Origin of the sequence: Cloacibacterium caeni, assembly GCF_907163125.1 — a bacterium.
GTDB classification, from domain to species: domain Bacteria; phylum Bacteroidota; class Bacteroidia; order Flavobacteriales; family Weeksellaceae; genus Cloacibacterium; species Cloacibacterium caeni_B.
On the sequence record NZ_OU015319.1, the window covers coordinates 1,059,908 to 1,075,639 of the forward strand.

A 15,732-nucleotide genomic window follows, 5' to 3' on the forward strand; every position below is an offset into this window, starting at 1 on the left:
CCTTTTTATTGCCAAAGAAGAGTTGTTAAAAACCTAATCTGCATTATTCTTGATTGCATTTAATTCTTTTAAAACAATTTTTAAAGCCTGCTTTCCTATTTCTTTATCGTCAATAAGTCCCTTTATTTTATCTGAAAACCATAAAACCAATAGCTCATCAATTGGGGTATTCAAAAATTCTGCAAGCTTTTCGATGTGTTTTCTTGGCAATGGTCTTTCTTCATTTTCGACTTTACTGATAAAAGCACTATCCAGTTCCAATGCAGCCCCAACTTCCCGTAGGAACAATCCTTTACTTTCTCTTAGTCTTTTTATGTGTTTTCCAAATGCCATTTTGCTTTTTTAAGACTTGTCTAAATATGTCAAATTTAAGCAAAATAGTTTAATAAATACGGATTTAGACTTTCTATAAAGCCACTCACTGCCAAATCATTCCTTTGACTGCCACTTTATTATAACGCCCTGATTTCTGAAACACCTTTGTTCCGAAAGTCCGCAAGGTGCGGGATAACAATAACAAATTAATGTGTTTCAATTATGGAAAAACAGAGAAAAAAAGTTTTGCTGGCAGCCGTGGCTATGCTGTCAGGAATTGGTGCGTTCGCACAGGGAAACGGCTCGGCAGGTATCAACGAGGCTACCCAAATGGTAACTTCCTATTTCGACCCCGCAACCCAATTAATCTACGCCATCGGTGCGGTCGTGGGCTTGATAGGGGGCGTTAAAGTTTACAATAAGTTCAGTTCGGGCGACCCCGACACATCGAAGACTGCGGCAAGCTGGTTCGGTGCGTGTATCTTCTTAATCGTAGCGGCTACCATCCTGCGTTCATTCTTCCTTTAATCCTTTGCTTTATGAACAATTACAACATAAACAAAGGCATTGGCAGGACAGTGGAATTTAAGGGACTGAAAGCACAATACCTGTTCATTTTCGCTGGCGGACTGCTCGGTACGCTCATCCTCGTGATGATACTGTATATGGCAGGCGTAAACTCTTACATCTGCCTGTTCCTCGGAGCAGGCGGTGCTTCGCTCATTGTGTGGCAGACCTTTTCACTAAACAGGAAGTACGGCGAACACGGGCTAATGAAAATCGGAGCAGGAAAAAGACATCCCCGATACATCATTTGTCGCAAGCCTGTACACCGCTATCTGAAATTCACTCCTAAATCGAATGCCCTATGAGAAACGTTGCAAAGACAACAACGCTGGAAAACAAATTTCCTTTGTTGGCAGTAGAAAACAACTGCATCCTTTCCAAAGATGCGGACATTACCGCCTGCTTTGAGGTTCGTTTGCCGGAACTGTTTACGGTAGCATCGGCGGAATACGAAGCTATTCACTCCGCCTGGCATAAGGCTATCAAGACCTTGCCGGATTTTACGGTCATCCACAAACAGGATTGGTACATCAAAGAAAGCTATGCTCCCGATTTGGCAAAGGAAGACCAAAGTTTTTTGGCTAAATCCTACCAACGCCATTTTAATGAGCGACCATTTCTGAACCATTATTGTTACCTGTTCCTGACCAAGACCACTAAGGAAAGAATGCGTATGCAAAGCAACTTCAGTTCGCTTTGCAAAGGTACGCTCATACCAAAGGAAATCAGGAACAAGGAAACGATACACCGCTTTATGGAAGCGGTGGCACAGTTTGAGCGTATCGTGAACGATAGCGGTTTCATAACCCTGCAACGCCTTACCGAAGATGAAATCATCGGAACGGACGAAAAGCAGGGATTGTTGGAACAGTACCTAACCCTGTCAAGGGAAAGCGGAACACCGATGCAGGACATCGCACTCGGAACGGAAGAAGTCCGTATCGGAAACAAAAGGTTGAGCCTGCACACCTTGTCCGATACAGACGATTTGCCCGGAACGGTATCGGCTGATACCCGTTTTGAAAAGCTATCCACCGACCGGAGCGACTGCCGTTTGTCGTTCGCTGCTCCCGTGGGATTACTCCTTAGCTGTAACCATATCTACAACCAATATTTGTTTTTGGATAACAGCGAAGACAACCTGCAAAAGTTTGAAAAGTCCGCCCGCAATATGCACTCTTTGGCAAGGTATAGCAGGGCAAACCAAATCAACAAAGAGTGGATAGAAAAATACCTGAACGAAGCCCACAGCTTCGGTCTGTCGTCTATCAGGGCACACTTCAACATTATGGCGTGGTCGGAAGACCCTGCGGAGCTGAAACAGTTAAAGAACGATTGCGGTAGTGCATTGGCATTGATGGAGTGTAAGCCTCGCCACAACACTACGGACGTAGCCACTTTGTTTTGGGCTGGAATGCCCGGCAATGCAGGCGATTTTCCGAGTGAGGAAAGTTTTTACACTTTTATCGAACCTGCCTTGTGCTTCTTCACAGAAGAAACCAACTATCACAATTCGCCCTCGCCGTTCGGTATCAAGATGGCTGACAGGCTTACAGGAAAACCTATCCATTTGGATATTTCCGACCTGCCTATGAAGTGTGGCATTATCACGAACCGGAACAAGTTTATACTTGGTCCGTCAGGTTCGGGAAAATCGTTCTTCACAAACCATATGGTAAGGCAATACTACGAACAGGGCGCACACGTATTGTTGGTAGATACGGGTAATTCTTATCAGGGCTTATGCGAACTCATCAAAGGAAAGACCAAAGGTGAAGACGGTGTTTATTTTACGTACACCGAAGGCAACCCGATTGCATTCAATCCATTTTACACGGATGATGGGGTTTTCGACATCGAAAAGAGAGAAAGTGTTAAGACCTTAATATTGACACTATGGAAACGTGATGATGAACCGCCAACCCGTTCGGAAGAAGTGGCATTATCCAATGCCGTATCAGGTTATATTGAACGTATCAAAACAGATGATGTTTACCCATCATTCAACGGTTTCTACGAGTATGTCAAAGGTGATTACCGCAAGGTACTCGAAGAAAAACAGGTAAGGGAAAAAGACTTTGACATTGCAAATTTCCTGAACGTCCTCGAACCCTACTACAAGGGTGGCGAATACGATTATCTGTTGAACTCCGACAAGCAGTTAGACCTGCTTTCCAAACGCTTTATCGTGTTTGAAATTGATGCGATTAAAGACCACAAAATCCTCTTTCCCATAGTCACAATTATCATTATGGAAGTTTTTATCAACAAGATGCGGAGGCTGAAAGGTATCCGAAAACTCATCCTGATTGAAGAAGCGTGGAAAGCGATTGCCAAAGAAGGAATGGCGGAATATATAAAATATTTATTTAAAACCGTCCGCAAATTCTTCGGAGAGGCGATTGTCGTTACGCAAGAGGTAGATGATATTATCCAGTCGCCCATTGTAAAAGAAAGTATCATCAACAATTCCGACTGTAAAATCCTCTTAGACCAGCGTAAGTATATGAATAAATTCGATGACATACAGGCAATGTTGGGGCTTACAGATAAGGAAAAAGGTCAGGTACTTTCTATCAATATGAACAACGATGCAAGCCGACTGTACAAAGAGGTTTGGATTGGCTTAGGTGGTACGAACTCGGCAGTCTATGCCACCGAAGTTAGTTTGGAGGAATACCTCGCATACACCACCGAAGAAACCGAAAAAATGGAGGTAATGCAATTAGCTTCCGAATTGGACGGTAACGTAGAACTCGCCATTAAGCATATCGCAATGCAAAGGCGTGACAAAGCAAATCAATAGTCATTAACATTTTAAAATTCATAAAAATGAAAAAGTTCCTTTTTATGGTGTGTACGGCACTAATGCTCGCCGTAGCACCGTCCGCAAAAGCACAATGGGTAGTAACCGACCCCACAAATCTGGCATCGGGTATTCTCAACAGTGCGAATGAAATCGTACAGACTTCTTCCACGGTATCCAATGTAATTAAAAATTTCAAGGAAGTGGAAAAGGTGTATAAACAGGGTAAGGAGTATTACGACAAGCTACAAGCTGTAAATAATCTTGTAAAAGATGCACGTAAGGTACAGCAGACTGTATTGCTTGTCGGTGACGTATCCGAAATGTATGTTACCAACTTCGGTAAGATGATGAACGACCCGAATTTTTCTGCACAGGAATTGGCAGCTATCAGCAATGGTTATTCGGCATTGCTGAATGAAAGTACCGAACTGCTGAAAGAACTCAAACAGATTGTAACCTCATCAAGCCTTTCGCTGAACGACAAAGAGCGTATGGATATTATTGATAGAGTGTACAAAGAAGTAAAGGAATACCACAGCTTGGTACGCTACTATACCAATAAGAATATCTCTGTAAGTATTCTAAGAGCAAAAAAGCAGAACAATACCAAAAGAGTGCTTGACCTCTATGGAACTCCTAACCAAAAATACTGGTAGTTATGGAATTTCAAAATCTTCACGAAGTCCTACGCTCATTATATGATGAGATGCTCCCACTGTCCGCCGATATGGCGGCAGTGGCTAAAGGGATAGCCGGATTGGGGGCTTTGTTCTATGTTGCCATAAAAGTATGGCAGGCTTTGAGCAGGGCTGAACCCATTGATATGTACCCTTTGCTTCGTCCTTTCGCTTTGGGGCTTTGCATTATGTTTTTCCCAACTATCGTATTGGGAACAATCAATGCCGTGTTAAGTCCGGTGGTACAGGGTACTCACACAATCCTCGAAAATCAGGTGCTTGACCTCAACAATTTGCAGGCGAAAAAAGACCTGCTCGAACGGGAAGCTATGCTACGAAATCCTGAAACAGCCTATCTCGTATCAAATGAGGAATTTGATAAAAAGCTCGAAGAATTGGGCTGGTCGCCCGGCGATTTGATTACGATGTCGGGAATGTATATGGATAGGTTTGCCTACCAAACCGAACAAGCTATTAAGAATTGGTTTCGCAATCTGTTAGAGGTACTGTTTCAGGCGGCAGCTTTGGTTATTGATACCATAAGGACGTTCTTTCTCATTGTCCTGTCCATACTCGGGCCGATAGCCTTTGCGATAAGCGTGTGGGACGGTTTTCAGTCCACGCTCACGCAATGGCTGACCCGATACGTCAGCGTTTACCTGTGGTTGCCTGTGGCAGACCTGTTCAGCTCTATGCTTGCCAAAATACAATCCCTCATTATCGAAAAGGATATAGCAATGCTTGCCGACCCGACTTACATTCCTGATACCTCAAATACCGTGTACATCATCTTTATGATAATCGGTATCGTGGGCTACTTCACTATCCCAACGGTAACAGGCTGGATTATTCAGGCAGGCGGTGCAGGGAACTTTACCCGTAACGTAAACCAAGCCGCAATGAAAACCGGAAATATCGCCGGAGCAGGAACAGGTTCGGCAGTTGGAAATATCGGTGGCAAGTTAATGGGGAAATAAAAACAATCAAATCATTTAAAAATGGAATTTAAAACATTAAGAAATATCGAAAACAGTTTTAGGCAAATACGGCTGTATGCCATTGTATTTGCCGTTCTCTGCCTAAGCGTGGTAGGATTTTCACTTTGGAAATCTTACAGCTTTGCAGACGAACAACGCCAAAAAATCTATGTGCTGGATAATGGAAAATCGTTGATGCTTGCCTTATCGCAAGATGCAAGTATCAACCGACCTGTGGAAGCAAGGGAACACGTCAGGCGTTTTCACGAACTCTTTTTTACGCTTGCTCCCGACAAGAACGCTATCGAAAGCAATATGAGCAGGGCATTCAACCTTGCCGATAAATCAGCTTTTGATTATTACAAAGACCTGTCGGAAAAGGGCTATTACAGCAGGATTATTTCGGGGAATGTACAGCAACGCATTGAGGTGGATAGTGTCGTGTGCAATTTCGACACCTATCCTTATGCGGTGCGTACCTACGCCAAACAATTCATTATCCGTTCGAGCAACGTGACCAGGCGTAACCTGATTACTTCCTGTTATCTCGTGAACTCTGTCCGTTCGGACAACAACCCGCAAGGCTTCAACATCGAAAAGTTTGCAGTGATAGAAAACAGGGATATAGAAGTTATCGAACGCTAAAAAAACAATCTTATGGAAGCATTATCAGATTTAAGCACGTTTGCAAAAATCCTTACCGATAAAGGATATAACGGCTATTTCCATACGCAGGGAGCGTATGCTGGAAAGTTGAAGGAAAGTATCGGCGAATACCTCGAAAACTGCCAAAAAGGTACAGATAGTTTGCCTAAACAGGACTTGTTGCTGACGGGCTACCTGCAATGGTCGGGCGAAGACAAGCCAAGTGTAGAATGCAGTATGTGGGTAAAATACCTGAACGGCAAATTCTCGCTTAACAGAATGGAGGTTGCAAGGAAAGACCAATTTGGGCAACTGCTGAAAAAATCGGAACTGACAAACCTGTCAGTCATATCCGCACCCAAAGCGGTTGAGGCAGTCGCTTTGGTCAATGAAGAACCGAAGCAAAAGGCAGGTCAAAGTCCTAAGCGTTTCAAGCTATAACAACAGAAATAGTAAGGTTATGAAAAAACTAAGAGCAAATATGGACAGGTACTTTGACAAGCTGGACGAACGCTGGCGGGCATTGCCCTTGCGGAAACAGCACCAATACACACTTTACTTTTTTGTGGGGTATCTACTGCTTACGGCAGGTGTCATTTGCAAAGTATGGTACGATACCTCAAAGTCGGGTAACGATATGGTCATTGAGCATATCGAAAACCCTGTCCTCAAAAAAAGTGAAAGTCCTGCAAGATTGCAGGACACATTATCAACAATTCTAAAAAACAAGATTTATGAAAGAAAATGAGAACAAAAAGTCGGTTGTTCGGGTAACGGAAGGGAACCAGGCAGCAACCACTGATGTACTGCAAGACGGTACACAGAACAAAGCCGAAAAGCTCAAAAAGCCACTCATATTTGGCTTAATGGGAATTGTCTTCGTAGGTTGTATGTACCTCATATTTAAACCATCCGCAGACAAAAAGGAAATTGAGAACATCGGGCTGAACGATGCAGTACCGGAGGCTACCGGAGCAGGAATGCCTGCCGACAAAGGCAAGGCTTACGAGTTGGAAATGCTGGAACGCAAAGAGCAAGAAAAACGCAATGCACTTACCACGCTTTCTGACTATTGGAATACTGAAGACAAAAAAGAGCCTAATGATGAATTTCCCGAAGAAGACGAAAACAGCAGCTATGGCGTTGGCAGAGGTTCGGGAAGAAACGGCAATCCTGCATTGAGCAGTTACCGCAATGCACAAAGCACATTGGGTTCATTTTATCAGGATAACAACTCTGAAACAACAGAACTCCGCAGGCAATTGGACGAACTAAAAGAACAATTAGCCGAGAAAGATGTACCTAAATCTGTAACCGTTGATGACCAGCTTGCCATAATGGAGAAATCCTACCAGATGGCGGCAAAGTATCTGCCAACAGGTACAAATTCGACAGAAGCCCCACCTGCTAAGGATGCAGGTACGGCTACCGCAGGTTCAACTCAAAAGGAGCATTTTGTGGCATTCACACCTACAAGAAAGAACACCGTTTCCGCTTTGTATCGTGAGCCTACGGACAGTGCCTTTTTAGCCGATTGGAGCGAAACAAGAAACCGGGGCTTTTATACCGCAGGTTCTATTGAGCAAACGGCACAACCGAAAAACAGTATCAAAGCCTGTGTACACGATGCGCAAACGGTTATTGGCGAAACAGGGGTACGATTGCGATTGTTAGAGCCAGCCCAAACGCCTCAACGTACCATTCCGAAAGGAACGATTGTAACAGCTAATGCCAAATTTCAGGGAGGTCGATTGCAGCTAAAGATTACCTCCGTAGAATTAGAGGGCAACATCATTCCGGTTGATATTACTATTTACGATTTGGACGGACAGCAAGGCTTGTACGTTCCGTATTCGCCCGAAATGAACGCCCTTACCGAAATGGCGGGCAATATGAGCCAGACTTCGGGAACAAGCATAATGCTCACGCAGAATGCAGGACAACAGGTTGCTGCTGATTTAAGCCGTGGCGTGGTACAGGGTGTTTCGGGCTATTTCGCCAAAAAGGTAAGAACCCCAAAGGTTACGCTAAAAGCAGGGCATCAGGTCTTCCTTGTATCTAAAAAATAATGTTGAACTCAAATAATTTAAACAATGAAAAATCATTTAAAAACCTTTTGGGCATTTGCCCTGATACTCGGCTTTGCCGTACAATCTTACGCACAGGATAGTGCAAAAACTCCGCTTGCATTAGGCAAGATAGAACCGTATAGAATGGAAGTTACCTACGATAAAACTTCACATCTTATTTTTCCGACCGCCATCCGTTATGTGGATTTGGGAAGCGAATACCTGATTGCTGGAAAAGCGGAAGATGCGGAAAATGTATTGCGTGTAAAAGCATCGGTAAGGGAATTTGAAGCGGAAACCAATTTTTCAGTTATCACAAATGACGGGCGTTTTTACAGTTTCAATGTGTATTACAGTCCCTATCCCGAAGCGTTGAGCTATGACCTCTTGACAATGCAAAAGGCGGTTGATAAAGCCAACGGAAACGATGTGCTTTTTGAAGAATTGGGCAACAATTCGCCATCATTGGCAGGCTTGCTTTTGGAAACCATTTACAAAAAGGACAAACGTATTGTAAAGCATATCGGGGCTAAGAGTTTCGGTATTCAGTTTATCCTCAAAGGTATCTACATACACAACGGCAAATACTATTTCCATACGGAATTGAGAAACCGTACCAATGTGCCGTTTCAGATTGATTTTGTGAATTTCAAAGTGGTGGATAAAAAGGTAGCCAAACGTACCGTAGTGCAGGAACGCCCGATGATACCGCTTAGGACTTACAAACCATTGGATGAGATTGGCGGAAAAACGACCGAGCAAAACGTGTTCCTGTTAGACCAATTTACCATTGCCGATGACAAGGTACTACTTATTGAGATTTTCGAGAAAAACGGTGGCAGGCATCAGACACTCCAGATAGAAAATTCCGACTTAATCAAAGCTCGTTTGATTAACGATATGCACCTGAAATTTTAATAACCTTTTAAAGTAAATAATATGAAAAAGTATATCTATACCGTGATGCTCATCTTTATGGCCATCACGGTCACACAGGCACAAAGAATGTTACCTAAACAGAAAGGATTGGAAGTGAGTACGGGTGTGCTGTCCGATGATAAAATCGGTAACGATTATTACATCAATGTAGCAATGACCGTAAACGGCAAAAATGGTAACTACCAGCTTTGGGCGTTGGAATATACACACCAATACCACGATTATAAAGACCTCCGCATACCTCAGGAAACTTATACCGCAGAGGGCGGTTACAGTTTCTTCCTGTTGGGCGATGTTCGTAAGAACATCACGCTGAACTTTGGAATAACAGGCGTAGTCGGTTACGAAAGCATCAACCGTGGCGAAGCAATGTTGTATGACGGAGCGAAGATACTGAGCGAAGACAATTTTGTTTACGGAGCAGGCGGACGGCTCACATTTGAAACGTACCTGTCCGACCGTTTTGTGTTAGTCCTGCAAGGGCGTACAAAGGTTTTGTGGGGTACAGACTTGGAACAATTCCGACCGTCCGCAGGCGTGGGATTAAGGTTTAATTTTTAAAATGTAAAATGATGATAGCAATATTCAATAAATTCAGGATAGGATTAAGCTCAATATATATACTCTTGGCAATCCTCACGGCTTCGGTTACGTTGGTATCTTGTAGCAAAGACGATGAACTCGAAATACAGAACGATTTCCCTTTTGAGGTCAAAGTAATGCCTGTACCCAAAGATATTGCCAGTGGGCAGACCGTAGAGATACGGATTACCATACAGCGAACAGGCAATTACAGCAACACGCAATATTTTCTCCGCTACTTTCAATTTGACGGTCAAGGCACATTGCGGTATTATGACGAACCACCGTATTTGCCAAACGATTTGTATTCGTTGCCAACGGAGCAGTTCCGGTTGTATTACACTTCGGCATCTACCGTATCACAATCCTTTGAGGTTTGGATTTCCGATAACTTCGGTAACGAAAAGCAGTTGAGCTTTCAGTTCAACAGTAGTGATTAATGCTACTTATATAAAAGCAAAACCGACTGTTACAGGTCGGTTTTTTGCTTTTCAGCTTTCGGTGTACGTTGTTTTTTGTTTAAATTTACTTGAATTATAATCTTAACGGGTATGGATACAGTTACGGCTCAATTGGTGTTTGGTATTATTGTTATCGTTATTGCGATAGTGCTTATTTATTGGATAAACCGCAGGAAATTTTATAGGCGTAATGGTATGGGTGCAGAGGGATTTTCGAGTTTTGAAGCATCTGTATTTACCCGTTTTATAGAACGTGTCGGCAAATGGATTGCATACGCTTTGATAATTCTCGGTATTGTCTGTATATGGACTTATAGCCAAATGAAAAAGGACAAAGAGAAGCAACAAGTGGAGATACCTAACTCGAAATAAGTATTTTTATGGAAATTTAGATTATATGATTTAGTATTCATAATAAAGAGGAAAATTATAAAATGACAAAATCCTTTGATGACATAACCCTACGAAATATATCTGATATTATATCAAATATACTGACACATACGAAAATTACAGAACATTTATCAGGTGCTGGTATTTCTCAATCTCAATATGGCACAAATAAAACAGACAGATTGTTTTATGCTTTAAAAGAAAGACAAGCACAAGACAGATGTGGAAATAATGTATTGGCATTTGTTGTTAGATTATTAAATCCTAAAAGATATAATTCCGAAGATGAATTTGAAAAAGATAGAACAACTATCAATGAGAAACTTGTTTATGAAGGGATAGAAATTGATAAAAGTGGACAGCCCCGACAAGTTGATAAGGCGAAAACTATTTCGGAAGCAAAAAGCAGGTCACTAAAAATCAAAGAAAAAGTACACGGAATTGGAGTTCATTCAGAAATTTTGCCTTATTGTGAAGCTGAATGGTTAAAGGAAAATTATTTTCACGCTATACTTGAAATTACGAAAAGTGTAGCAGAGAGGCTTAGGCAAAAAAGTGGCTATACTTCAGACGGAGCAGATTTAGTTGATGATTGTTTTGCGTTGGGAAAGGACAAAAGACCTATGCTTGCTTTCAATACTCTGAAAAATCAAAGCGAAGAAAGTGAACACAAAGGTTTTGGAAATTTCTGCAAAGGATTTTTTTCTATGTACAGAAATCCAAAAGCACACAACCCCAAAATATTGGAAGATACCCAACTTTCACAAATGACAGAAGTTTTGGTTGTAGCAACAATTATTCACAACAAACTTGATAACACTTATAAAACGGGGCTTAAATAAAAAAAATCGGATAGCTCAAAAGGTTATCCGATTTTTCGTTTATGGCAAAAGTAAAAAGCCAAACACTGCCTTTCAACGCCAATCAATGCAACCTTTCCCAATCCTGCAATAAGCCTTTATAAATTCGACTTCCACAGAAAAAATGAGCAAACAATGGAAGTTATTGCAATACAAAAAACCGCATTGGACGGAATGAAGAATGACCTAAGGGAACTTTTGGAAATGACCGAAAATGCCACACGAAAATATACCCCGATTTTCAAAGAGGAGCAATGGCTCGATAACCAGGAAGTGTGTTTGATGATGAACATTACCAAACGGACTTTGCAGACCTACAAGGACAAAGGCTTATTACCATATTCCAAACTGAACCGCAAGAATTATTATAAACGCTCGGACGTACAGGCTTTACTCGAAGCCGGACAGCCGTACAATACCAACGACAATGGATTTACTGACGAATGAAACGGAAGAAATCATCGCCCATCAGGAAATGATAATGCAGTTGAGAAACCGTATTGAAGAAATATTAAAAAATTACCGTCCTGTAATGAACGGAGAAATATACTTGTCGGGCGAAGATGTGTGTAGGCTGTTACATATCAGTAAACGGACTTTACAGCAATACCGTGACGATAATATCCTGCCGTATATACAAATTGGGGGTAAGATTATTTATAAGGAAACGGATATTCTGACCGTCTTAGAACAGAACTATATAACCAATGACAGACATTGCTTCTAATTAATTTGGTTCTGACTATGTTTCAACGGAAGGACTTTAGTATATTTGCTATGTAAAATATAACAATACTTAAAGTGTTTTTGCTTTAGGTCTTGGTACTGAAAACTGGTAATTTTTTGTATCCCCAAGACAATAAGTAAGAACGCTCACGTCATAGGCGTGGGCGCTCGCTTATTCGGGGATTAAGGCGTACCAGTGCCTCAGTATCGGTAAGTGTGGTTGCCTGCGCTTCTTTTTTTTGTGCAGGGCTACATCAACTCAAAAAAGTAATGATATGGAAACTGGTACAGCACAACAAAAAATTGCCCTCGCCTTTATCAATGATAAAAGCCCGATTTTGGATTTGACCTGCAACGACCTCGTTGCTTCAGGAATTGAAGTATTGTTCCGTTCTGAAAACATTGAAGACGGACTATCTCAATTACCAGCATTAAAAACACTTCCCAACATTTGTATTATTGACCTTGATTTTTACAATAAGAATGTGCTGGCACAGCTTCAAGAATTGAGAACACAATATCCAACCATTAACCTGATTGCACATAATGATATTGATGCAGAAAAAGCCGTAAAACCTCTTTTGGAAATTGGTTTTACAGGTTATTTGCTCATTGGTAGCGATACGGACGATTTTAAAAAAGCTATTGATGTTGTTACCAATGGCGGTAGATATTTTAGTGTGGGAGTAGCGGAAATTGCACAGGAATATTTCAGTAATAAGTAACGTTCCGATTATAATAGTATAAAATATCTGTTCTAATCAAGCGGCGTTCTTTTGCTTCTTTTCTTTGGTCGCTTATGTGAAAAGAAAAGAAGTCATTGCATACCTAATCATTGGGATAATGAATATCCCACACAATAATGTCGCAACCTGTTTGGTAAAAGGTAGAGAAAGGAAATTGTGTAGCGGTGCATTTTGACAAAGGGGTTGCACCGATTTGATGCAAAAAGACTGTCCCGACCATCGGGAGGATCTGTCTTTTTGCCGCCCGACTTTTCGGGTCAGGCGACTTTTATCGGGTGGGTGCGGAAATCTTTCAGATTGTGAAAAAATCCTTTGTATTCAGTCATTCCCCTGCGAAATAAGTTCCACAGCAAAGAACAACCCATTTGGGTTAATGAGGAATTGATAAACAAGTCCTGGTGTTCCAACGCTTCGGCAAGTGAGCAACTTGGCGTGTTATCCTCTTGTTCGGATTGCTTCAGCAATTCGCCAAATTCATCGGTAACAAATGGCAGGCTTGCCACCGTTTGGTATTTCTCTGAATTGGGTTGCTTTATCTCTCCGATAGTAGATAGTAGCACTTGTCCTGTATCTTGGCTGTTGCCAAAATCCAACCAATATTTCGGCTCATCTTGGTAGTGTCTGCGGTAACTTATTTCTTTAAGAATTTCAGCAACGCCAAACCTCGCCTGTACATTGTCCACACAAGTAATAGTAATGATTGCCCTTGCTTTTTCGGGTATTCTGCCAAACTTGTCCTTTTCAAATTTTACCGTTTCGGCTTTCCAATTTGTACCGATGCAACGATTGATACGGTTTATCAATGCAACCGATTTGTACAATCCTGTTTCACTTTCAAAAAAACGCTGTCTGCCTAAATTGGCACTCGTGATAACATCATCATCCCAAAGGCGGACTTGCAACCCTGCGTGTCCCAACGCTATCAAGCTCTCGTTTATTTCCATTAAAGCGGTCAATACTTTTGAGCCTGTGCCACCTGCCCCGATAAGGTTTACCGAAATTGGGTTTGTCGGATTGAGCAGATAATTGTCCGTAAAATGGATTGCTGTTTTTGCTGTATTCATCACAATAGATTTTTAAGGGTTTTGTTATTCTTTTTTAATACTTCTTTCGGAAAAGGTTTATCAGTATTGATAAGGTCTTTCCAAAGGTTTACAATGTTTTTTTTCGTGAGGTTCTCGCATAATGAATGGCTGAAATAGGAATTAAAAAAATAATGTTCCCACGCCTGTGTAAATTCCTCAACCGAAGCCGAATTTTTAATATCAATACTAACAGTACCCATACATACATTGCCCTTTTCGTAGATATTGAAGAAAGGTGCGTAATGCAATGGCGTTTTCTCGGTGGGTCTTCTGTCGCTTGCCAAAGCAAATACAGTAAGACTGCTTTTGCTCGCTAACCAAAGCATTGGCGGTACTTGTGCCATTCCGTTGGATATGCCCAAACTATCCACAAAATACAGTTGTCTTTGCTGTGCTTTGGTGTACCATAATACTATACCTTTTTCAGCATTTGGATTGATATGCAGAATGTTTGTAGGCAATATTCCCTTTGACTTTAAAAAGGCTGTGTTCTTTTCTTCATCGGTCTGTAACGCCTTTGCCAATACGTTGGCTTCTTTTACGGTCAATGGGTGGGCATTGATAGGCGTTCCGTTGCTATCCATATCGAAATGCTCCACGTACATTGCTGTATCTGTTCCTTTGGTTTCATAGAAAACCAAAGCGGATTTTGGATAGTATAATGTGCCGAAATCTTTGGTTATGTCGTTTACGGTGTTCATTTTTCTGTTGTTTTATAGTTATATAATAAGTAAGAAAGGTCATCCAACAATTCAAACAGGCGATTTTCAAAATCAAGGTTGCCTTGTGTTATTTTACTGCCGTCAAATGCTTTGCAAATGGTCGGCTCTTCCATTTTTCCGTATTCGTTGAACTCATTGTTGATGCTTTCGGAAAGGCTTTCATATAGCCAACCTTTGGTATCTGCGATAAATGAAATGTACTTTTCCATTCCGATTGCTTCGGTTTCGTAATCATCGTCATAAGGGTCTTCTTCGGGCAATGGTGCGTTTCTAAAAAAAGTTGCTTTCGGATATTCAGTACAAAGGGCAAACGCATTACACGCTACCTGCCAACATTCCCTGTCGAACGTGTCAAGGCTTTTAAATCGGTTCAAACGCTGTTCAAATATCTTTAGATTGCTTCGGTTAAATAACTTTTGTTCTATCCTGTCGCCAATATATTCGGCATTTCTCAACTCACTTCTATATGTTTCTGTTTCGTCCGTTTCCTCGTCCTGTTCTACCCAATCTTTATGCGTTTCATACAACCAATACAAATAGCTGTCTTCCTGCCTGTAATACGGCACATCGGCAATATGGTACAGATAACTGCATACCGATACAAGTAGCTGTGCGGTCTTTTTACGCTTCGGGTCTTTGAGCATTTTAAAGAGTGGTGCAATAGGAATATAATACAAGGTTGTACCTACATTATACCTTTCCTCACTTACAAAAAAGGTTTTCTTACTATCCTGTACCAATTTGAAACTGTCCCAATTTATGTTGGTACGTTTTACTTTGGTTTCCATATCCCACATAGATAATACTACATTGTATGGAAACTCAAAATCTTGGGTTTGCATCGGTTCAATGCTGTAATGCTCGGCAAGTCGGGAAAGGGACTTGTAAAAATCCCTCTCCGTTTTCTGACAAGCCTGTACGGATTGTGCTGTTTTCAGTTTAGGCAGAAACGTACACTTTAGAATACCATTGGTAGCATTGCTATCGGTACGGATTTCTGCTTGTCTTTCTGCACTTGGTTTGCGTCCTTTGGTCTTTGTAGCCAATTTGCGAACTCGCCCAACTGTCGGTGTAACTGCTGTTGTCGTTTCTGTTCGGGTATATTGATTGTTCCCGATATGATGTTGCGTTGCATAATTCATCGTTTTAAAATTTTGGT

At 41.5% G+C, this 15,732-nt stretch carries 21 protein-coding genes; 17 read left to right on the plus strand and 4 right to left on the minus strand.

Annotation, left to right across the window (positions count from 1 at the left end):
• Window positions 1–33: 33 nt before the first annotated feature.
• On the minus strand, window positions 34–333 hold the full coding sequence (locus KKQ79_RS04855; RefSeq protein WP_019974895.1) for a helix-turn-helix domain-containing protein: 300 nt from the start codon (window positions 331–333) through the stop codon (window positions 34–36).
• A gap of 204 nt (window positions 334–537) precedes the next feature.
• On the opposite strand from KKQ79_RS04855, the gene KKQ79_RS04860 reads away from it, so the two are divergent.
• The 17 genes from KKQ79_RS04860 to KKQ79_RS04940 all read left to right on the plus strand — a co-directional run bounded on the left by KKQ79_RS04860 (window position 538) and on the right by KKQ79_RS04940 (window position 12,745).
• Window positions 538–843 (plus strand): DUF4134 domain-containing protein, encoded by a 306-nt coding sequence (locus KKQ79_RS04860; protein ID WP_002979435.1) that lies wholly within the window; start codon window positions 538–540, stop codon window positions 841–843.
• 11 nt (window positions 844–854) lie between these two features.
• Window positions 855–1,187: a DUF4133 domain-containing protein gene (locus KKQ79_RS04865; protein WP_019974897.1), complete on the plus strand. Its 333-nt coding sequence runs from the start codon at window positions 855–857 to the stop codon at window positions 1,185–1,187.
• Window positions 1,184–3,688 (plus strand): TraG family conjugative transposon ATPase, encoded by a 2,505-nt coding sequence (locus KKQ79_RS04870; protein ID WP_123860958.1) that lies wholly within the window; start codon window positions 1,184–1,186, stop codon window positions 3,686–3,688. Before KKQ79_RS04865 ends, KKQ79_RS04870 begins: the two co-directional genes overlap by 4 nt.
• 26 nt (window positions 3,689–3,714) lie before the next feature.
• Window positions 3,715–4,347 carry a DUF4141 domain-containing protein gene (locus tag KKQ79_RS04875; protein ID WP_019974899.1) on the plus strand — a complete coding sequence of 211 codons (633 nt, stop codon included), beginning with the start codon at window positions 3,715–3,717 and terminating at the stop codon, window positions 4,345–4,347.
• A 2-nt stretch (window positions 4,348–4,349) separates the two neighbouring features.
• A complete protein-coding gene (gene traJ, locus KKQ79_RS04880) occupies window positions 4,350–5,345 on the plus strand; it encodes a conjugative transposon protein TraJ (protein ID WP_059333820.1) in 996 nt (331 codons plus the stop codon).
• A gap of 21 nt (window positions 5,346–5,366) precedes the next feature.
• The gene (gene traK / locus KKQ79_RS04885; protein ID WP_026357463.1) at window positions 5,367–5,990 is read left to right on the plus strand and encodes a conjugative transposon protein TraK; all 624 of its coding nucleotides are present in this window, start codon (window positions 5,367–5,369) and stop codon (window positions 5,988–5,990) included.
• 12 nt (window positions 5,991–6,002) lie between these two features.
• On the plus strand, window positions 6,003–6,431 hold the full coding sequence (locus KKQ79_RS04890; RefSeq protein ID WP_066439692.1) for a hypothetical protein: 429 nt from the start codon (window positions 6,003–6,005) through the stop codon (window positions 6,429–6,431).
• Between the two features lie 19 nt (window positions 6,432–6,450).
• On the plus strand, window positions 6,451–6,738 hold the full coding sequence (locus KKQ79_RS04895; RefSeq protein ID WP_019974903.1) for a hypothetical protein: 288 nt from the start codon (window positions 6,451–6,453) through the stop codon (window positions 6,736–6,738).
• The gene (gene traM, locus KKQ79_RS04900) at window positions 6,725–8,059 is read left to right on the plus strand and encodes a conjugative transposon protein TraM (RefSeq protein WP_066439696.1); all 1,335 of its coding nucleotides are present in this window, start codon (window positions 6,725–6,727) and stop codon (window positions 8,057–8,059) included. Before KKQ79_RS04895 ends, traM begins: the two co-directional genes overlap by 14 nt.
• A gap of 24 nt (window positions 8,060–8,083) precedes the next feature.
• Window positions 8,084–8,977, plus strand: a complete 894-nt coding sequence (gene traN / locus KKQ79_RS04905; RefSeq protein WP_066439697.1) for a conjugative transposon protein TraN — start codon at window positions 8,084–8,086, stop codon at window positions 8,975–8,977.
• 21 nt (window positions 8,978–8,998) lie between these two features.
• A complete protein-coding gene (locus tag KKQ79_RS04910; protein ID WP_066439701.1) occupies window positions 8,999–9,559 on the plus strand; it encodes a conjugal transfer protein TraO in 561 nt (186 codons plus the stop codon).
• An 11-nt stretch (window positions 9,560–9,570) separates the two neighbouring features.
• A complete protein-coding gene (locus tag KKQ79_RS04915; protein WP_066439702.1) occupies window positions 9,571–10,020 on the plus strand; it encodes a DUF3872 domain-containing protein in 450 nt (149 codons plus the stop codon).
• Window positions 10,021–10,131: 111 nt separating this feature from the next.
• Window positions 10,132–10,413: a molybdenum ABC transporter permease gene (locus KKQ79_RS04920; protein ID WP_066439704.1), complete on the plus strand. Its 282-nt coding sequence runs from the start codon at window positions 10,132–10,134 to the stop codon at window positions 10,411–10,413.
• Between the two features lie 62 nt (window positions 10,414–10,475).
• Window positions 10,476–11,276, plus strand: coding sequence for a TIGR02391 family protein (locus tag KKQ79_RS04925; RefSeq protein ID WP_066439705.1), 801 nt, complete (start codon window positions 10,476–10,478; stop codon window positions 11,274–11,276).
• Between the two features lie 153 nt (window positions 11,277–11,429).
• Window positions 11,430–11,741 (plus strand): helix-turn-helix domain-containing protein, encoded by a 312-nt coding sequence (locus KKQ79_RS04930; protein WP_066439706.1) that lies wholly within the window; start codon window positions 11,430–11,432, stop codon window positions 11,739–11,741.
• Entirely contained in the window at window positions 11,722–12,021 is a 300-nt protein-coding gene (locus KKQ79_RS04935) for a helix-turn-helix domain-containing protein (RefSeq protein ID WP_066439707.1), read from the plus strand. Before KKQ79_RS04930 ends, KKQ79_RS04935 begins: the two co-directional genes overlap by 20 nt.
• Window positions 12,022–12,295: 274 nt before the next feature.
• On the plus strand, window positions 12,296–12,745 hold the full coding sequence (locus tag KKQ79_RS04940) for a response regulator (RefSeq protein WP_066439708.1): 450 nt from the start codon (window positions 12,296–12,298) through the stop codon (window positions 12,743–12,745).
• A 278-nt stretch (window positions 12,746–13,023) separates the two neighbouring features.
• On the opposite strand, the gene KKQ79_RS04945 is transcribed toward KKQ79_RS04940, so the two are convergent.
• From KKQ79_RS04945 to KKQ79_RS04955, 3 genes are read right to left on the minus strand one after another with little or no spacing between them, the layout of a single operon-like run.
• A complete protein-coding gene (locus tag KKQ79_RS04945) occupies window positions 13,024–13,830 on the minus strand; it encodes a PRTRC system ThiF family protein (protein WP_055133019.1) in 807 nt (268 codons plus the stop codon).
• Window positions 13,830–14,552, minus strand: a complete 723-nt coding sequence (locus KKQ79_RS04950) for a PRTRC system protein B (RefSeq protein WP_123860962.1) — start codon at window positions 14,550–14,552, stop codon at window positions 13,830–13,832. The genes KKQ79_RS04945 and KKQ79_RS04950 overlap by 1 nt, the downstream gene beginning before the upstream one ends.
• Window positions 14,549–15,715 (minus strand): hypothetical protein, encoded by a 1,167-nt coding sequence (locus tag KKQ79_RS04955; RefSeq protein WP_213189191.1) that lies wholly within the window; start codon window positions 15,713–15,715, stop codon window positions 14,549–14,551. The genes KKQ79_RS04950 and KKQ79_RS04955 overlap by 4 nt, the downstream gene beginning before the upstream one ends.
• Window positions 15,716–15,732 lie beyond the last annotated feature (17 nt).

Coding starts and splice junctions, on each gene's coding strand:
- traJ (WP_059333820.1), top strand. CDS start 4,350: ATGGAATTTCAAAATCTTCACGAAGTCCTACGCTCATTATATGATGAG.
- KKQ79_RS04915 (WP_066439702.1), top strand. CDS start 9,571: ATGATAGCAATATTCAATAAATTCAGGATAGGATTAAGCTCAATATAT.
- KKQ79_RS04855 (WP_019974895.1), bottom strand. CDS start 333: ATGGCATTTGGAAAACACATAAAAAGACTAAGAGAAAGTAAAGGATTG.
- KKQ79_RS04935 (WP_066439707.1), top strand. CDS start 11,722: ATGGATTTACTGACGAATGAAACGGAAGAAATCATCGCCCATCAGGAA.
- KKQ79_RS04890 (WP_066439692.1), top strand. CDS start 6,003: ATGGAAGCATTATCAGATTTAAGCACGTTTGCAAAAATCCTTACCGAT.
- KKQ79_RS04910 (WP_066439701.1), top strand. CDS start 8,999: ATGAAAAAGTATATCTATACCGTGATGCTCATCTTTATGGCCATCACG.
- KKQ79_RS04950 (WP_123860962.1), bottom strand. CDS start 14,552: ATGAACACCGTAAACGACATAACCAAAGATTTCGGCACATTATACTAT.
- KKQ79_RS04925 (WP_066439705.1), top strand. CDS start 10,476: ATGACAAAATCCTTTGATGACATAACCCTACGAAATATATCTGATATT.
- KKQ79_RS04860 (WP_002979435.1), top strand. CDS start 538: ATGGAAAAACAGAGAAAAAAAGTTTTGCTGGCAGCCGTGGCTATGCTG.
- KKQ79_RS04875 (WP_019974899.1), top strand. CDS start 3,715: ATGAAAAAGTTCCTTTTTATGGTGTGTACGGCACTAATGCTCGCCGTA.
- KKQ79_RS04865 (WP_019974897.1), top strand. CDS start 855: ATGAACAATTACAACATAAACAAAGGCATTGGCAGGACAGTGGAATTT.
- KKQ79_RS04870 (WP_123860958.1), top strand. CDS start 1,184: ATGAGAAACGTTGCAAAGACAACAACGCTGGAAAACAAATTTCCTTTG.
- KKQ79_RS04920 (WP_066439704.1), top strand. CDS start 10,132: ATGGATACAGTTACGGCTCAATTGGTGTTTGGTATTATTGTTATCGTT.
- traN (WP_066439697.1), top strand. CDS start 8,084: ATGAAAAATCATTTAAAAACCTTTTGGGCATTTGCCCTGATACTCGGC.
- traM (WP_066439696.1), top strand. CDS start 6,725: ATGAAAGAAAATGAGAACAAAAAGTCGGTTGTTCGGGTAACGGAAGGG.
- KKQ79_RS04895 (WP_019974903.1), top strand. CDS start 6,451: ATGAAAAAACTAAGAGCAAATATGGACAGGTACTTTGACAAGCTGGAC.
- KKQ79_RS04930 (WP_066439706.1), top strand. CDS start 11,430: ATGGAAGTTATTGCAATACAAAAAACCGCATTGGACGGAATGAAGAAT.
- traK (WP_026357463.1), top strand. CDS start 5,367: ATGGAATTTAAAACATTAAGAAATATCGAAAACAGTTTTAGGCAAATA.
- KKQ79_RS04945 (WP_055133019.1), bottom strand. CDS start 13,830: ATGAATACAGCAAAAACAGCAATCCATTTTACGGACAATTATCTGCTC.
- KKQ79_RS04955 (WP_213189191.1), bottom strand. CDS start 15,715: ATGAATTATGCAACGCAACATCATATCGGGAACAATCAATATACCCGA.
- KKQ79_RS04940 (WP_066439708.1), top strand. CDS start 12,296: ATGGAAACTGGTACAGCACAACAAAAAATTGCCCTCGCCTTTATCAAT.